The sequence below is a fragment of the Bartonella clarridgeiae ATCC 51734 genome (assembly GCF_000518185.1).
Taxonomy (GTDB): Bacteria; Pseudomonadota; Alphaproteobacteria; order Rhizobiales; family Rhizobiaceae; genus Bartonella; species Bartonella clarridgeiae.
In genome coordinates, this window is sequence record NZ_JADC01000009.1 from 246,367 (window position 1) to 261,859 (window position 15,493).

The 15,493-nt window shown below is 34.7% G+C and carries 14 protein-coding genes and 2 pseudogenes; 8 read left to right on the forward strand and 8 right to left on the reverse strand.

What is annotated here, in order from left to right:
• The first annotated feature begins 188 nt into the window (after positions 1-188).
• Positions 189-1,442: a CCA tRNA nucleotidyltransferase gene (locus tag T420_RS0101505; RefSeq protein ID WP_013544656.1), complete on the forward strand. Its 1,254-nt coding sequence runs from the start codon at positions 189-191 to the stop codon at positions 1,440-1,442.
• Positions 1,443-2,252: 810 nt separating this feature from the next.
• Here T420_RS0101505 and T420_RS0101510 read toward each other — a convergent pair.
• A complete protein-coding gene (locus T420_RS0101510; protein ID WP_013544658.1) occupies positions 2,253-2,729 on the reverse strand; it encodes a tRNA (cytidine(34)-2'-O)-methyltransferase in 477 nt (158 codons plus the stop codon).
• Between the two features lie 25 nt (positions 2,730-2,754).
• Here T420_RS0101510 and T420_RS07600 point away from each other — a divergent pair.
• The 4 genes and pseudogenes from T420_RS07600 to T420_RS0101525 all read left to right on the forward strand — a co-directional run.
• Positions 2,755-3,440: pseudogene (locus T420_RS07600) on the forward strand (cytochrome b N-terminal domain-containing protein); the annotation flags it as partial.
• A gap of 163 nt (positions 3,441-3,603) precedes the next feature.
• On the forward strand, positions 3,604-3,720 hold the full coding sequence (locus tag T420_RS07565) for a cytochrome c1 (protein WP_275039072.1): 117 nt from the start codon (positions 3,604-3,606) through the stop codon (positions 3,718-3,720).
• A gap of 113 nt (positions 3,721-3,833) precedes the next feature.
• Positions 3,834-4,037 carry a hypothetical protein gene (locus T420_RS07570; protein WP_275039073.1) on the forward strand — a complete coding sequence of 68 codons (204 nt, stop codon included), beginning with the start codon at positions 3,834-3,836 and terminating at the stop codon, positions 4,035-4,037.
• A gap of 355 nt (positions 4,038-4,392) precedes the next feature.
• Positions 4,393-4,839, forward strand: a complete 447-nt coding sequence (locus T420_RS0101525; protein ID WP_013544661.1) for a PRC-barrel domain-containing protein — start codon at positions 4,393-4,395, stop codon at positions 4,837-4,839.
• 138 nt (positions 4,840-4,977) lie between these two features.
• On the opposite strand, the gene ychF is transcribed toward T420_RS0101525, so the two are convergent.
• On the reverse strand, positions 4,978-6,081 hold the full coding sequence (gene ychF / locus T420_RS0101530; protein ID WP_013544662.1) for a redox-regulated ATPase YchF: 1,104 nt from the start codon (positions 6,079-6,081) through the stop codon (positions 4,978-4,980).
• Positions 6,082-6,355: 274 nt separating this feature from the next.
• Here ychF and T420_RS0101535 point away from each other — a divergent pair, with 274 nt between their 5' ends.
• The gene (locus T420_RS0101535) at positions 6,356-7,045 is read left to right on the forward strand and encodes a L,D-transpeptidase (RefSeq protein ID WP_013544663.1); all 690 of its coding nucleotides are present in this window, start codon (positions 6,356-6,358) and stop codon (positions 7,043-7,045) included.
• Positions 7,046-7,169: 124 nt separating this feature from the next.
• On the opposite strand, the gene pth is transcribed toward T420_RS0101535, so the two are convergent.
• On the reverse strand, positions 7,170-7,748 hold the full coding sequence (gene pth / locus T420_RS0101540) for an aminoacyl-tRNA hydrolase (RefSeq protein WP_013544664.1): 579 nt from the start codon (positions 7,746-7,748) through the stop codon (positions 7,170-7,172).
• A 74-nt stretch (positions 7,749-7,822) separates the two neighbouring features.
• A complete protein-coding gene (locus T420_RS0101545; RefSeq protein ID WP_013544665.1) occupies positions 7,823-8,449 on the reverse strand; it encodes a 50S ribosomal protein L25/general stress protein Ctc in 627 nt (208 codons plus the stop codon).
• A gap of 322 nt (positions 8,450-8,771) precedes the next feature.
• Here T420_RS0101545 and T420_RS07480 point away from each other — a divergent pair.
• A pseudogene (locus T420_RS07480) lies at positions 8,772-10,211 on the forward strand (ATP-binding protein).
• On the opposite strand, the gene T420_RS0101565 reads toward T420_RS07480, so the two are convergent.
• Positions 10,208-11,140 carry a ribose-phosphate pyrophosphokinase gene (locus T420_RS0101565; protein ID WP_013544669.1) on the reverse strand — a complete coding sequence of 311 codons (933 nt, stop codon included), beginning with the start codon at positions 11,138-11,140 and terminating at the stop codon, positions 10,208-10,210. The pseudogene T420_RS07480 and the gene T420_RS0101565 overlap by 4 nt on opposite strands.
• A gap of 717 nt (positions 11,141-11,857) precedes the next feature.
• Between T420_RS0101565 and T420_RS06830 the strand changes: the two genes are divergently transcribed.
• Positions 11,858-12,379 (forward strand): hypothetical protein, encoded by a 522-nt coding sequence (locus tag T420_RS06830; RefSeq protein ID WP_013544670.1) that lies wholly within the window; start codon positions 11,858-11,860, stop codon positions 12,377-12,379.
• A 293-nt stretch (positions 12,380-12,672) separates the two neighbouring features.
• On the opposite strand, the gene pgeF is transcribed toward T420_RS06830, so the two are convergent.
• From pgeF to lgt, 3 genes are read right to left on the reverse strand one after another with little or no spacing between them, the layout of a single operon-like run.
• Positions 12,673-13,449, reverse strand: coding sequence for a peptidoglycan editing factor PgeF (gene pgeF / locus T420_RS0101575; protein WP_013544671.1), 777 nt, complete (start codon positions 13,447-13,449; stop codon positions 12,673-12,675).
• Between the two features lie 59 nt (positions 13,450-13,508).
• On the reverse strand, positions 13,509-14,594 hold the full coding sequence (locus tag T420_RS0101580) for a class I SAM-dependent methyltransferase (RefSeq protein WP_013544672.1): 1,086 nt from the start codon (positions 14,592-14,594) through the stop codon (positions 13,509-13,511).
• Positions 14,594-15,451, reverse strand: coding sequence for a prolipoprotein diacylglyceryl transferase (gene lgt / locus T420_RS0101585; RefSeq protein WP_013544673.1), 858 nt, complete (start codon positions 15,449-15,451; stop codon positions 14,594-14,596). The genes T420_RS0101580 and lgt overlap by 1 nt, the downstream gene beginning before the upstream one ends.
• Positions 15,452-15,493 lie beyond the last annotated feature (42 nt).

Below are 15,493 nucleotides of genomic sequence, written 5' to 3' on the forward strand. Positions count from 1 at the left end.
TTTTATAATTTGTAACAGAAAATAAAAAGAAAAGAAGCTTGATAAGCTGTTTTTTTGTATTCTTCGCACAAATAGGAATATTTTTATGGAGAAAGATTGTGGTTTATAAGATATTTATTATGCGTTACGTACATTGAAATTTACCAGATTGGAGGTGAATAATGAAAATTTGTTTGAAAGGTTAAAAGGTGAGTATAACACAAAATTTCAAACAGGTTCGATGGTTGCAGTGTAGCAATATTCAAACACTTCTCCGTGTTTTATCACAGGATGGGGAGGAAGCACGTGTTGTTGGTGGTGCTGTACGTAATCAGCTTTTGCAACAGCCTATTAGCGATATTGATATTGCAACGACCTGTTTGCCACAACAGGTTATAAAGCGTGTAGAAGAAGTAGGATTTAAAGCAATTCCTACGGGGATTAATTTTGGTACAGTGACAGTAGTTGGCGAGTCGTGCTCTTATGAGGTTACAACACTTCGTTCTGATATTGAAACAGATGGCCGTCACGCGAAAGTTATTTTCAGTCGCGATTGGAAAAAAGATGCTGAACGGCGAGATTTTACTATCAATGCACTCTATTGCAATGCAGCTGGCAAAATTTATGATGAAGTGGGAGGTATGAACGATATTGCAACTCGAACGATTCGTTTTATCGGTGTTTCAGAGCAGCGTATTTGTGAAGATTATTTACGTATTTTGCGTTTTTTTCGCTTTTTTGCTTGGTATGGAAAGGGGCGTCCTGATGCAGAAGGGTTAAAAGCATGTGTTCGTTTAAAACACGGTTTGCAAAAGCTTTCACCAGAGCGTATTTGGGAAGAAATGAAAAAACTTTTGGCTGCTTCAGATCCAACGCGTGCTCTTTTATGGATGCGTCAAAGTGGAATTTTGACGCTCATTCTACCTGAGACAGAAAGATGGGGTATTGATGCAATCCATTCACTTATCAAAACAGAGCAGGCTTTTGGTTGGAAGGTAGATCCATTTTTGCGGTTAGAAAGTCTTATTCCACCTCATATCGTGCGTTTTCATGATATGGCTGGTCGTTTACGTTTATCTAATAAAGAGAAAATACGATTAAAGCAATGGTCAGAGTTGGAACTGATTAATCACAACTGTTCAGATACTTTTGTGCAAAAACTGATTTATTTTTATGGTCGGCCACCAGTTTTAGATCAATTAGCGTTGTCTTTGGCAGCTGCACGCGACCAAGCCTTAAAAGACAGTAAAGCTGCTCAAAAAGAAGAATGTTATATCAGGCTTTATCAGCTTGCTCAAAAATGGCAAATTCCAACTTTTCCTATTAGTGGCAAGGATTTATTAGAAAGAGGGTTGGTAAAAGGAATGTTTTTAGGAAAAAAACTCAAAGAATTGGAAACAATGTGGATTGAAAGCGGCTTTTTGATTGACCGTAATAAACTATTAGAAAAAATTGAGCAGTAATATTATATTTTTGTTAGGAATTCTTTGAGCTTTTCTTTTAAATATTATCTTAATCTTTTTATAGATTTTCTTTGTTATTTTGTTTGTGATTATGCGATTTTGTCGTTATGTAATTATTTGCTTTATAAAAAATATGTCCCTGCTAATATCATTTCTTTAGTTCACAGAAAATACTGTGCTTTATTTATAAATCAGTCCAAGAGTGATTAAATTCAATCTATTTTTCCGTTTCATAGAAGCATGAATGATGAGGAAAAATCATTTTACAGTAATTAAAATCCGTTTTACAATTCTTTTAGTTTTTGTTCCTATGAAAGTTGTTGTAGAGAATACCGTTATATGACATTTTAAAAATAACTTTACTATTTAAGAAAGCTAATGAGAAGGTAAAGTTGCAAAATTGTGTTTTGAAATATAAATATCATTTTGATCAAAACTGCTTGCTAGAAATTTTTCATGTTCAGCTTAGGTTATATAACTCTTGGGTAATCTTTTCGATAAATCACTTTATTATGTAGTTTATGCTCATAGTTTAATTTGATAAGCCACCCTGAAGCAATAATTGAGTAAAAACTCAAGTATAGTGCAAAGTGTATTCGCATTAAAAATATAAAAAAGAAATATGATTCTTTCTCTCTCGCTATCTGTTATTAGTACCGTTTTGTAAAGTTGTTTCTTAAAAATATGACAGTCAAACTTAACAACTTTTCATTTTTCCAATTTAATTTCTATTACCTGTTAAAAATTTTATTGTCTGATAAAATAGCTTCTATTATGAAGATTGATATGGTTATAAAATTTAGTTTTTTATCATAAGGTTTGTCTTACTTCATTATAACCAATTTGACGAAGTGCTTCCCCTGTTGTTATAGCAACACTCATTGCAAGATTCAAAGAGCGTGCGTGTGGTAGCATAGGAATTGTTAATGCATAATCGGCTGCTTTATAAACATAATCAGGAACACCTGCTGATTCACGGCCAAAAAGTAAAACATCGTTTTTTTGATAACGTATTTCTGTATAACACGTTTTTGCTTTTGTACTTAAGAGCAAAAGACGATGGTTAAAGCGCTGCATGGTATCAATAAAATTCTGCCAATCAAGGTGGCGCTCTAATGAAGCTCGTTCAAGGTAATCCATACCTGCTCGTTTAAGATTGCGATCGGATAAATCAAATCCTGCAGGCTCAATAATGTGTACATGCAGCCCAAAACAAGCGCTAAGGCGTAAGATTGTTCCTGTGTTACCAGCGATATCTGGTTGAAAAAGAGCAATGTGAAGTGTCATATATTACACAATATTTGTAGACTGATTTATAAAGAAGTTATTTATAGCTTTTTCTGTTCCATGTAACCTTAATATTTTTATAACATTTGGTGGTATTTTAACCATTATGCTTTTATCGCATCTTTTGACAGGTATTGTATTAGCTATGCACTATGTATCAGATGTTCACTTAGCTTTTGAAACAGGTGAATGATTTAGGCTTGAAGGACAGTTTGGTTAGCTTTTTCCTCCCTGCCATTCTGTGGGATCTTCGTTCTTTGTTTATACTGTTCACATCCATTTGGTACGAGGATTTTATGATAGTTATTATAAAAATATGTGAGAAATGGTTTGGGTGATGGGTATTTTGTCTATATCATCATGATAGCAGCTCCTTTTTTGGGTTTTTTATGTATTGGCTTGGGAGATGATGTTCATTTCTGCAGTTTTTTGGTAGTTACTGGTTTTGTTAAAGCTTATTCCTTTCTTTGGAATATGGTTATATGAGATACTCCTTGCTGATTATAGTGTGGGACAGCCGGCATTTAATCGTTTTTATGTTTTCCATTATTTTTATCATTTTTTTTACTTTTTCTTATATGTCTTCATATTTGGTTCATTCATCCAGTTGGACAGAGCAATCCAACAAGAATTGAAGTGCAATCAGATGAGGAAAGTATTCCTTTGTTCTCCTTATGCGCTATCAAAGATATTTTTTCTATTACTGTTTTCTGACTTTTTTCTTCGCTTTTATTGGATTTATTTTAATAAAAGTTAAGGCCTTTTTTCTTAAAGTATTGCCGATAATATTTTTGATAAGGGAGAATATGCTTTCTTTCCTTTGTATGTATCTTAACAACAAGATTAGAATTTTTCGGGACCATTCGGTATGAAAATGCAATTGCGACGTGGGTTGAAGGTTTATAAAGAAATATGCGCTGATTGCTATGGGATAAAATATGTATTTTTTTGTAATTTAAAAGCACTGGGTTATGATCAGGACACAGATTAAAGCTTTTGCTATGCAATATGAAGTAGGCGATAGCTCAATAGAGAAGAAAAGTAATCTGGATTGTATCAGATTACTTTTCTTCTCCTTTTACGAATATTGAAGAAGCGAAATTTATACATAATGATGCTAAGACTCCTGATTTATTGGTGACATTTACGCGTTCTGTTTCTTTACCATTTCCTGCTTTAATTACTGATGTTACCAATTATAATACTGCTGGTCCTGATTATATTAGAGCTCTTTTAACAGGATATCAGGAGGCTCCAAAGATAAAAAAAATCGCTAAAGGTTACTGTATAATCTTTATTTTATTGTAGGTGTGTTTTGATTATGGTGTTTCCTTTGAATGATAGCCTTGTCTCCTTATGAGGATGGAACACAAGAAATGGTTGAGCATTATGCATGTAATGTGTCTGCTTTTTTAATGTAGGTAGCTTATCCTTATATCGAACTTCGTAAGAAAACCGGTTTTCGTGTTATCTTATTTAATTATTTCGGGAGTGTTTATTTATAGTATGAAAAGAAGAATTTGTCATGATTTAGATAAGGATTTAAAGAGAAACAAGAAATGAAAAAAACAAGCACACAAAATAAGTTATCTCAAAGCGTGTAGGGAACAAATTTTATAATGATGCATTGAGAGCTCATAAAGTAAAAACGGAGAATTATAAAATGAAGAAAATTGTTTGCACTGCTTTCGTGTCAATTTTTATGGTTTCTGGTGCGTATGCTCAGTCTTTTACAACTACAAAACCTTTTGAAACTGAGGTAATTTCATCAACAGGTATTGTAAAGATTGGTTCAGATATGGTTGCACGTTATATTACGCCTTCAGCAGCTGATTTTGTTGCTTCAAGTCTTATTGGTACTGATGTATACAATATGGAAGATGAAAATATTGGTGAAGTGAAAGATATTATTTTGCGTGAAAACAGTGTCGAAGGAATTGTTATTGGTATTGGTGGTTTTCTTGGTATAGGAGAACGTTATGTAGTTGTTTCTCCTGATACAATTCAGAAAACAAACGATTATGGTAAATGGAAGTTTATTATCAATGCGACAAAGGATTCCTTAAAAGGTGCTCCAGAATTTAAATATGAAGGTCGTTGGACTCGTTAATTTTTTTATTTTATCAGAGCTAAAATAGCCGCTTATAATGCGGCTATTTTTTTGAAAAGTTTCCTTAAGGGAGTAGAAACAGTTGATACAGAGAAGAATTTTAAAGAGTTAAGAAATCTAAAACTTCAAAAAAGTGCATTAGGTATTATGCTTAAACAATATGATATCACCGTCTTGCACAATATATTCTTTACCTTCATCACGAACTTTTCCTGCTTCTTTTGCTGCGTTTTCTCCACCCAAAGCAATATAATCTTCATAGCTAATAGTTTGGGCACGAATAAAGCCACGTTCAAAATCTGAATGAATGACACCGGCAGCTTGGGGTGCTTTTACTCCGCGCACAATTGTCCATGCTCGTGTTTCTTTAGGACCACAAGTAAAGTAAGTAATTAGGTCAAGTAGATCATAGCCAGCGCGAATGAGTCGATTGAGACCAGGTTCAGAGAGCCCTAAAGCATTAAGATATTCTAAAGCCTCTTCCTCAGTAAGTTGGGCAATTTCAGCTTCGATGGAAGCTGCAATGACAATAGTGTGTGCATTCTGTGCTGTTGCCATTTTCTCGACTGCTTGGGTAAAGTCATTACCGTGAGCAGCTTCGTTTTCACTGACATTGCAAACATAGAGAACGGGTTTTGATGTTAAAAGATTCAAACTATTAAGAATGTACTGTTCATCGGCAGAAATATCTTTGAGCATCAACCTTACAGGGTATCCTTTTTGCAGCAATTTTAATCCAGCTTCCATGATAGGGAGAATAGCGAGAGCTTCTTTATCTTTTGCGGTTGCACGTTTGCGAATTTGTGTGATTCGCCGTTCAAGGCTTTCAAGATCTGAGAGCATGAGTTCCGTTTCAACGGTTGTGGCATCAGAAATAGGATCAATTCGTCCTTCTACATGTGTAATATTTTCATCTTGAAAACACCGTAATACGTGGATGATGGCATCAACTTCACGAATATTCGCTAAAAATTTATTTCCTAAACCTTCACCTTTTGAAGCACCACGTACAAGTCCTGCAATATCAACAAAACTAATACGTGTAGGAATTATTTCTTTTGATCCAGCGATAGAGGCGATTTTTTTCATCCGTAGATCTGGGACAGCAACTTCACCGGTATTAGGTTCGATTGTGCAAAAAGGATAATTGGCAGCTTGTGCTGCAGCTGTTTTTGTTAATGCATTAAAGAGAGTTGATTTGCCAACATTGGGTAATCCGACAATACCGCATTTAAAGCCCATAGCTTCTCTTTCTTTGTTAATTGTGATTTATTTATTTTGGTTAAGATAAAATTTTGTTGGTATTTCTATAGCATGTTTGAAAAGAGTTCTAGTCTGCAATTGTTGTGGTAGTGTGATAGTGTGAAAAAATATACTGAGATAATTGCTATAATTTTTTTTATTATTAAATTTTAAACATTCTTTATTTTAATAATGGTTTTACTAATAAATATTAACAGTGCGCTAAGTTTTTCGTAGTATGCAAAGTTTTCGAAAATAAATAATCGGAGAAAATATGGGGTTATTATCTCGTCGAACTTTTTTAATTGCAGCGCCTCTGGCTTTGGCTGGATGTCTTACACGTCAATCAAATGTGTCTATTTTTTCTCAAAAAGTTCAATATGTTCCACCGGAAATACAGGCTTTATATGGGCCTGTAACAAATGAGCCTTATTTTTTACCTGCAGTTAATCTTTCAACAATTGATCCAAAGTTTTGGCGTAAACAAGTCAATTATCATACAAATTATCCTCCTGGTACATTAATTGTAGATACCCAAGCATGTTTGCTTTATCTTGTTGGTGAAAATGGCAAAGCTTTACGTTATGGTATTGGTGTTGGCAAAGAAGGTTTGGCATTTACAGGCGTTGGGATTATACAATATAAACGCCGATGGCCCAGTTGGGCTCCTACTAAAAAAATGATGGAGCGTGAACCGGAGCGTTATGGTCATTTAGCACAGGGTATGCCACCCGGTCCTGAGAATCCGTTAGGAGCACGGGCATTTTATCTTTTCAAAGATGGAAAAGACACGCTTTTCCGTATTCACGGTTCACATGAAGCTTGGTCAATTGGTCGCGCTATTTCTAGTGGATGTATCCGTTTACTCAATCAAGACATTATTGACCTTTATAATCGTGTTCCTGATGGTTCACGTGTAGTGGTATTACAGAATGATGGAAATACACCAAGGGGGTTTATTTAAGTGTAATAGATTATAGGGTTTATTAACTGAGCTTCATATCTCATTAAACTTTGGTATCTCCCTTTAAGGGAAATATATCAAAGGGAGTAATTGTATTTTAGTCTTCAAGAGAAATGATTCCTTATTATAGGTTTTTGCTTTCCATTGCCAATGTAATTTTATTCATAAAACAATTATTATTTCTTTTTATTAACAGTGCTATATTATGTGCAATTGCGTCTAGTAAAGGAGATAACCATTCTTGATCAGATTTTGTAAAATTTCCCAAAACATACTGATTAACCAGTTCTTTTGCACCAGGATGTCCAATGCCTAATCGTATACGGTGGTAGTTAGTGCCACAATGACTGTCAATAGACTTTATACCATTATGTCCGTTACTTCCCCCTCCAATTTTTATCCTTATTTTACCGGGCGGTAAATCTAGTTCATCATAAATGACAATAAGATTATTCAAGTCTAATTTATAAAACCGCAACGCTTCGCCAATTGATTGACCAGATAAATTCATAAAAGTTTGCGGTTTTATAAGAATAATTTTTTCGCTATTTATAAGACCATTAGAGATTTCAGCCTGAAATTTTTTTGACCACGGAGAAAAAGACAAGATCTGATGAATGGTATTAACAGCCATGAAACCAATATTGTGCCGGTTATTTTGGTATTGCGAACCGGGGTTGCCAAGACCAGCAATGAGCAACATGTGCACCTCCGGTAAAGTAAAAGTATAAGAAAGAATAAAAGTGTTAAAAAGTGGATTCCAACTAATTAAGTTTTTCAGGTTTTTGCGTTATTTTCACTGCTCTCTTTTTCTGAAGAATCATCGCTCGCACTTATACTAGCAGGGGCAGCAATGGTAGCAATGGTAAAGTCTCGTTCTTGAATGACCGGTGTGACACCTTTTGGCAATTGCACTGCGGAAATATGGATAGAATCACCAATGGAATAACTGGAAAGATCAATCTCAATTGCTTCAGGGATAGCATGTGCTAATGCGGTACACTCAATTTCATGGCGCACAATGTTTAAAACACCACCTCGTTTAATTCCTGGTGCCATATCTTCATTAAGAAAGTGTACAGGAATGTGTACATGCACGACAGATGTTGCTGAAATGCGTAAGAAATCTACATGTATAGGAAAGTCACGGATAGGATCAAGTTGATAATCTTTTGGTAAAACTTGAATTTTCTGTTTATCAATTTCAATAGTTGCAACAGTGGTACGAAATCCACCAGCGTGAATTTTATAGAAAATCTCTTTATAGGGGACTGAAATTGCCAAAGGAGGCTGTTTATTACCATAAATAACAGCTGGAATGAGACCATTACGACGAAGTTTGCGGGAGGACCCCTTACCAACCCGCTCGCGTATTTCGGCTTTAAAAGTATAGCTTTTGCTCATAACTAAAGTCCTTTTTATATAATTGGAGAATCATGAAAACCAGTAGTGGTTTTTGCATGAATATGAAGATATACGCTGTGAAACGGCGACTACCCCATTCTGTGTTGCCTCCAAGGGTGTCTACACAGAAGTTTGTTCTATAGTTCAAACCATTTGGAGATGCAAGAGTTGTGGTAAAAATCCTTAGTTTCTAACCTTATGGAAGAGGAAATGTTACAAATATCCTGAAAAGCACAGAATCAATATTGATTTGCAAAAATCAAATAATAGAGACCTTATGAAGGTTGAGATTGCCTGAGGTGAAGCATCAGAATATGGTGCATTGCATAACCCAGATTCAGCATTCGTTAATCTTGAGGAATTTATTGGCAACACGTTTTCTTACAGGGTAGTTCTGGTTCAGGAAAATCGCATCTTCTTCGATATCTTCTTTAACAGAGTTTCTCATGAATACAACAGTGTGTTATTGATCCAGAAGGTGATTTTATGATTTTGGCTGATAAATTTGGCCATATTGTTGTTGAAGCTCAATGGAATGAAAAGAATGGGTACAAATTGCTCATCGTATTCGCTGACATCGAGTTTCGGTTGTTTTCAATCTTGAAGGCTTTTAGATACTGAACAACAGATGCGTGCTGTTGTTGTTTTCTTGGAGCACTTTTAAATATTGAGGGTGATTATTGGTATCTTATGTTAATTGTGATTGATGAAGCGCATTATTTACTCCAACTGCAGCAGGAGAGTTTTCTGATGAAGTGCGTAAGATTTCGCTTAGTGCTATGACCAATTTAATGTGTATAGGACGTAAACGTGTTTTTGCTGGTGTTATTGCTACATAACGTTTAGCTAAGCTTGCAAAAAACGTTGCTGCTGAAGTATCAAATTTTTAATAGCACACACTTTATACGTGCTGCTGATCTTTTAGGAATGGAGCGTTGTCAGGCAGAAATGTTTCGAGATCTTGAGTGTGGTCACTTCATTGTTTTAAGACTCTTTTTATCATAGCGTTTTTTACCGATTATTATTGGTCTTGTTCAAACAGCACGTTCTTCTTGTCCGAAACTTAATGCTGCTTCCAACAAAAAGAACTGATGCAAAAAACTCGTTTTTACTGCATCATTTGAAAAAAAACGACGTCATGTCATTTTCATTTCACTAGAACCTGTAAAAGAACAACAAATTCATGAAATATTAGAAGAGTTTGTGCACAAAAAACAAAAATTAATAAAGGAAGATAAAAACTTCTGTCAAAAGGTTTTGGCAATTGATTGTGAAGTACAGGTAGAACGTATCATCCGTGAAATAATGGATGATCCTGAAGTTGTTTATCGTTCGACAGCATTATTTTATCAAGATTTTTTTGATACATTGTCGTATTCATGATGTATCAGAGTTCCTTCCTCATATTTCGCAATTTCGAGGTAAATTGACTATTGTTCAGGCTTCTATTGATGAAGAAGGTGCTTGTAAGTGAAGAGTGGAAATGTGCTTTACATCTATCAAAAAGTTTGGAAGATGAAGATGATGTTCAGGTGTATTTTACATGTTGTGCAGGCAGCTTTAACGTCGAAATCCTGACCATCAGATGTAGTTTTGGAGCATCTTTATAAAACTCATTCTTTAAATTTACGCTGCCTTTTAATTTATTTTGAAGAACGTGGGCTTATTGTTATTCATACTGATTTAATGGTAAGTGCGCATTAGCTTTTTCTGGTTTTATTTTAAGAAACAGACACCAGGATATCCAAAGGCACCAATTTAGCCAAATAAACTTGAAACAGATTGTTCTGCTGCTGTTCTTGCAATAGCTTCTCCGATTAAGTCAGCAATTGGCAAAATACGCATATTATGAGCTTGTTCAATTGCTTTTGTTGGCATAATTGAGTCAGTAATAACTAATTCCTTCATTTCTGAATTGGTAATACGTTCTATAGCATTTCCAGAAAGGACACCATGTGTAATATAAGAGGTGACGCTTTTTGCACCGTGTTGCAAAAGGGCGCTTGCTGCATTGCACAGGGTACCACCTGAATCAACAATATCATCCAGTAAGAGACAATCTTTTCCAGTGACATCACCGATGATGTTCATTACTTCTGATTCACCTGGACGTTCACGACGTTTGTCGACAATGGCAAGCAGACTATTTAAGCGCTTAGCTAAAGAGCGTGCACGCACCACACCACCAACATCAGGTGAAACAACAATTACATTTTCAAGAGAATAATGCATCTTAATATCGCGAGCAATAACAGGAACAGCGTAAAGATTATCTGTTGGAATATCAAAGAAGCCTTGGATTTGTCCTGCATGAAGATCTAATGTCAAAACGCGATGAGCACCGGCTTGAGTGATGAGATTAGCGACGAGTTTTGCAGAAATAGGAGTACGTGGTCCAGGTTTACGATCTTGGCGAGCATAACCAAAATAAGGCAAAACAGCTGTAATGCGACGTGCTGAAGAACGACGAAGTGCGTCAATCATAATAAGTAATTCCATCAAATGATCATTTGCTGGATAGGATGAAGATTGCAAAACAAATACATCTTGTCCACGCACATTTTCATGCAATTCTACAAAAATTTCTTGATCAGCAAAGCGTTTTACAGTTGCTTTGCCTAGAGGAATACTTAAATAGTTTGCAACATCTTCAGCAAGGCGTGGATTAGAGTTGCCGCAAAAAAGTTTCATAATAGAACCCCTGAGTAATCACGATTGAATATGTGACAGTTTTTAACTTTTTACTATCAGATTGCAAGTTAACAATTAAAAAAGAATGATAAATTACCTATTATTATTTAAATAATAAATGCGGTTTGTTGATTTATGTCAAATACTTGTTGTTTCTAGAATATTTTTTTAATTATGAGAAAAAATAGCTAAAAAAAAACAAATTTTTTAAAAATAATCAGTATTATAAGCAAAAATAGAGCAGTAAAAACTGTTTTGTGCGTTTTATAAAGATTGCAAGAATGAGCTTTCTCTTTGCTTTTAGACTTTTTTGTTAGATAAAGTCTCATGAATCAATAAAATAGTTTCAATAAGCGTTTTAAAAATTTCAAAAACGCTATTTTGAAGAATTTTAATTATTTATTTTTTAAATATAAACAATTGTCTTAGTGAATTGAAAAAATTTATATAAATATTTATGTAATTATTTGTCCAGCAGATTGTGTGGATATAATTGTTTATTATAAAGTGTTTGCATAAATCTTAATCTTTTGTACAAGAGACCGCTGTATGAGGCACAATAAAAACTTATGAAAGACTATGAGCCTACATTTGAGATATTAAAACGTATTACAGTTAAGATAAACTTATTCTCAGAGGGCCTAAATTACAGATATTAGGAAGATGATCTTTTATAAGATGTTTTGAAAAAACTTTTAGATATCAGATGGTATCGCTATGCTTAAGAAATATGAATTGACAGATGAAAAAATAATAATTGGTGCTCATACACTTTATCGTATTAGAGCTCTTAAAGATTTTGGAGATGTTAAGGTAGGTGATCTTGGTGGTTTTATTGAGGATGAAAAGAATTTGTCACATGAAAGCAATTGTTGGGTTTATAATAATGCTAAGGTCTTCGATGATGCTCGGGTTTATGGCAATGCTATGGTTACTGAAAATGCTGAAGTTTATGGTAAAGCAAGAGTTTTTAGAAACGCTAAAGTTTTCGATAACGCTAAAGTTTTCGGTAATGCCAAGATTTTTGGTGATGCTCTAGTTTATGAAAATGCTATGGTTGCTGAAAATGCTAAAATTTATGAAAGAGCCAGAGTTTTCAGCAACGTCAAAGTTTGTGGTGAAACTACTGTTGCCGATAATATGGCGATTTGGGGCAGTGCCAATGTTTATAATAGAACCAAGATTTGTAATAAACGTCAATTTTATAAAAAGAAGACTGATAATAATATCAAGATTTGATGAAACTGATATTACACGGCATTTGAGGTTAAAAACTATGTATTAAGAGAGGTTGAAATGAGAAAATACGCTGTATTAGATTAGGAGATTTTATGTAAATAAATTTATAATTATTATAAAGTGAAAAGCTTGAATATTTAATAAAGTTATCTGAACAATAGATATAATTTGTGAGCTAATAGCTTGTCCTATAAGGAAAAAACATAATCAGTTCTCTATCAATCATCTGAATGAGAATTTTTGGCTTATGTTTTGAATATTTTTTTGAGTTAAAGAGGTAAAAAAGAAGTTCCTTATTTATTTCCTAACATAATAACAGAAATTTGTCGTCCATAATCGGGCTCATTACGGTGAATTGTGCGGCGGTAAGAAAAAAAACGCTTCTCATTTTGGTAAGTACAAAGTTTTAGACAAGAAGCGTGGACTCCTTCTTTTTTTAGTTGGTTTATAATGAATGTCCATAAATTAAAACTAAAATGGTCTGCTTTATCTGTTTTTAAAAAATACTTTTCGAATTGATTATCGCGTTCGATAAATTGGTTATAGAATTCGCTTGTCACTTCATAGTGGCATGGCCCAATGCATGGCCCAAGTACCGCTATTATTGATTGCCGTTTGGCTCCTTGTTCTTCCATTACTGAGATTGTTTTTTCTAAAACTCCATTCAAACTTCCTCTCCAACCAGCATGTGCAGCGCCAATGACACCAGCTTGCGGATCAGCAAAAAGAACTGGTCCACAGTCTGCTGTAAGAACACCAATAGCTAATCCTTTTTTGGTTGTAACCAGAGCATCAGCTTTTGGACGTTCACCGATAAAAGCTTTATCAACGACGACAACTTCACAAGAGTGTATTTGGTGAACAGTAATTAAATTTTGTACTTCAATATCAAAATAATGAGCTATTAAGGTACGATTTTGCATAATATGTTCAGGATAATCATTTGAGCTTTGTCCAACATTGAGGCTTTGATAAAAGCTTTTTGATACACCTCCTTGACGTGTAAAAAAGCCATATTTGATTTCGCGTGAGTGTAAATTGCAAAAATCTTGTGCAAGAATAGGCTCCATAAAAGCTCCCTTATGATTATTTGAAAAGAGAATGGTATGCGAGGCGATTGTGTTTGTAATTATTTGTGGTCAAAATGAGGTATTTGTATATTTTTATCACTAACGTGAAGAACTTTAAAAAGCTTACCCATTTGCTTTGGACCAGCTAACCGTTCGATATCTTGGTAAATTTTTTCTTTGATGACAATGCTTTTGTTGATACTAAGCTGTTTTGCACGTTCAAGCAGGCCCATTTTGAAAAGAAAATCTCCCTGTTCTAGAATTTCAGCAAAACAGCCTTGTTGAATGGCGATTGTTTTTAAAGAAAAAAAATTAACATGTGATGTTAAATCATGTTTACCAGGAGCAGAAAAAATATCGCAGAATTTATGTTTTGATATGGCTTGCAATGTATCTCCAAATGCAAAATCGGATGTACCATAATCAATAAGTAAAGCAGATCCTTTTGTGTGTATTAAGTGGCTACTAATTTTTTGTATCAATTGGTTTCGTGAAGGGGCGTATTCTAAAATTGTTCCATTGGGCATTTGAGCACAGTGGGCTGGTAAGTCAGTAGAAGGAAATTTATGTGCATCAACGATAAATGTAAAATTACCCTCTTGATTAAGTGTAATACGACGCTCTCTCCATTCTTCATTAACTTTTATATATTGATCGATGGGGAGTGCGTCGAAGAGCTCATTTGCGATTAAAATAAGAGGTTTACAAGGAATTTGTTCAAAATTTTCAATATTATGAATTTGTTTTTTGTGAGAGGAAAGACGTTTTTTTTGTTCTGTTGCAAGGCGTTGGCTTATTTCAATAAGAAAGATATCTGCAGCGTTGTATGCTGCCATACAAATTTTGCGAATGGTGCGTAAAACATCATCCATAAGAGTTCCACGTCCTGGACCTATTTCAGCTAGGATGAAAGGATTTGGGCAGCCTTGGGCTTGCCAGCTCATAATCGTCCAAATGCCAATCATCTCTCCGAATAATTGGCTTATTTCGGGTGCTGTGATAAAGTCACCAGTATGTCCAAACGGTTTTTGTTTTTGATAATAGCCAGATTGAGGATCAGTAAGTGCTAATGCCATATATTGACTAACGGAGATTGGTCCATCGAGAATAATAATTTCTTTAATTCTCTCTTTTAGATTAGACATTATTTTGTAAACTTATATTTAAAGGTTTGGAGAAGTGCATAACAACCAAAAAGAATCATTGGCAAAGATAAAGCCATGCCATAGGTAAATCCAGTAGAATAGAAGAGAACCGCAAACCATTCTGGATCTTCTTGAGGAACACGGAAAATTTCTGAAATACTGCGTGCTATTCCATAGCTTATATTAAATATTCCGGTTATTGTTCCAGGTCGTTTTAATGCTTTAAAAGAAAAGATGACAATAGCTAAAATGATAAAAAGAAGAAATCCTTCCATCAAGGCTTCATAAAGTTGACTGGGATGACGGGGGAGATATTGAGGATCGTTGTAGAAACAAACTGCCCAAGGAACAGTAGTTACATGCCCCCATAATTCTTGATTAATGAAATTGCATATCCTTACAATACCAATGCCAATGGGAGCACCTGCGGCAATTGTATCAAACATTCCCCATACGTTGATATTGTTTTTGTAAGAAAACCAAAGCATAGCGGTAATTATACCTATAAGCCCTCCATGAAACGACATACCCCCATCCCATAATGCTATGATATCGCTTGGATGATTGAAGTAATAAACGGGATCCCATACAAGAACTTGTCCTAAGCGGCCACCAACTACAATCCCAATAGTACCTAAGGTAACAAAATCACTAATTTGTTGTGGAGTCATAGGCGCTTGGTTTTTAGACCACAAGGACTTTTTTTTCAGTAATTCTTGTGCATACCACCAGGCAAACAGAATGCCTACAACATAACCAAGTCCGTACCAATGGAATGCTATCGGTCCTAAATGGATGATAACTGGATCAAGAAAGAGAGGAAAAGCAATAGCAGGACAAAAAGGGAAATCATTCATTAGAGAGTGCTTTACATTTACGAAGTTATGTGATTATCAAAC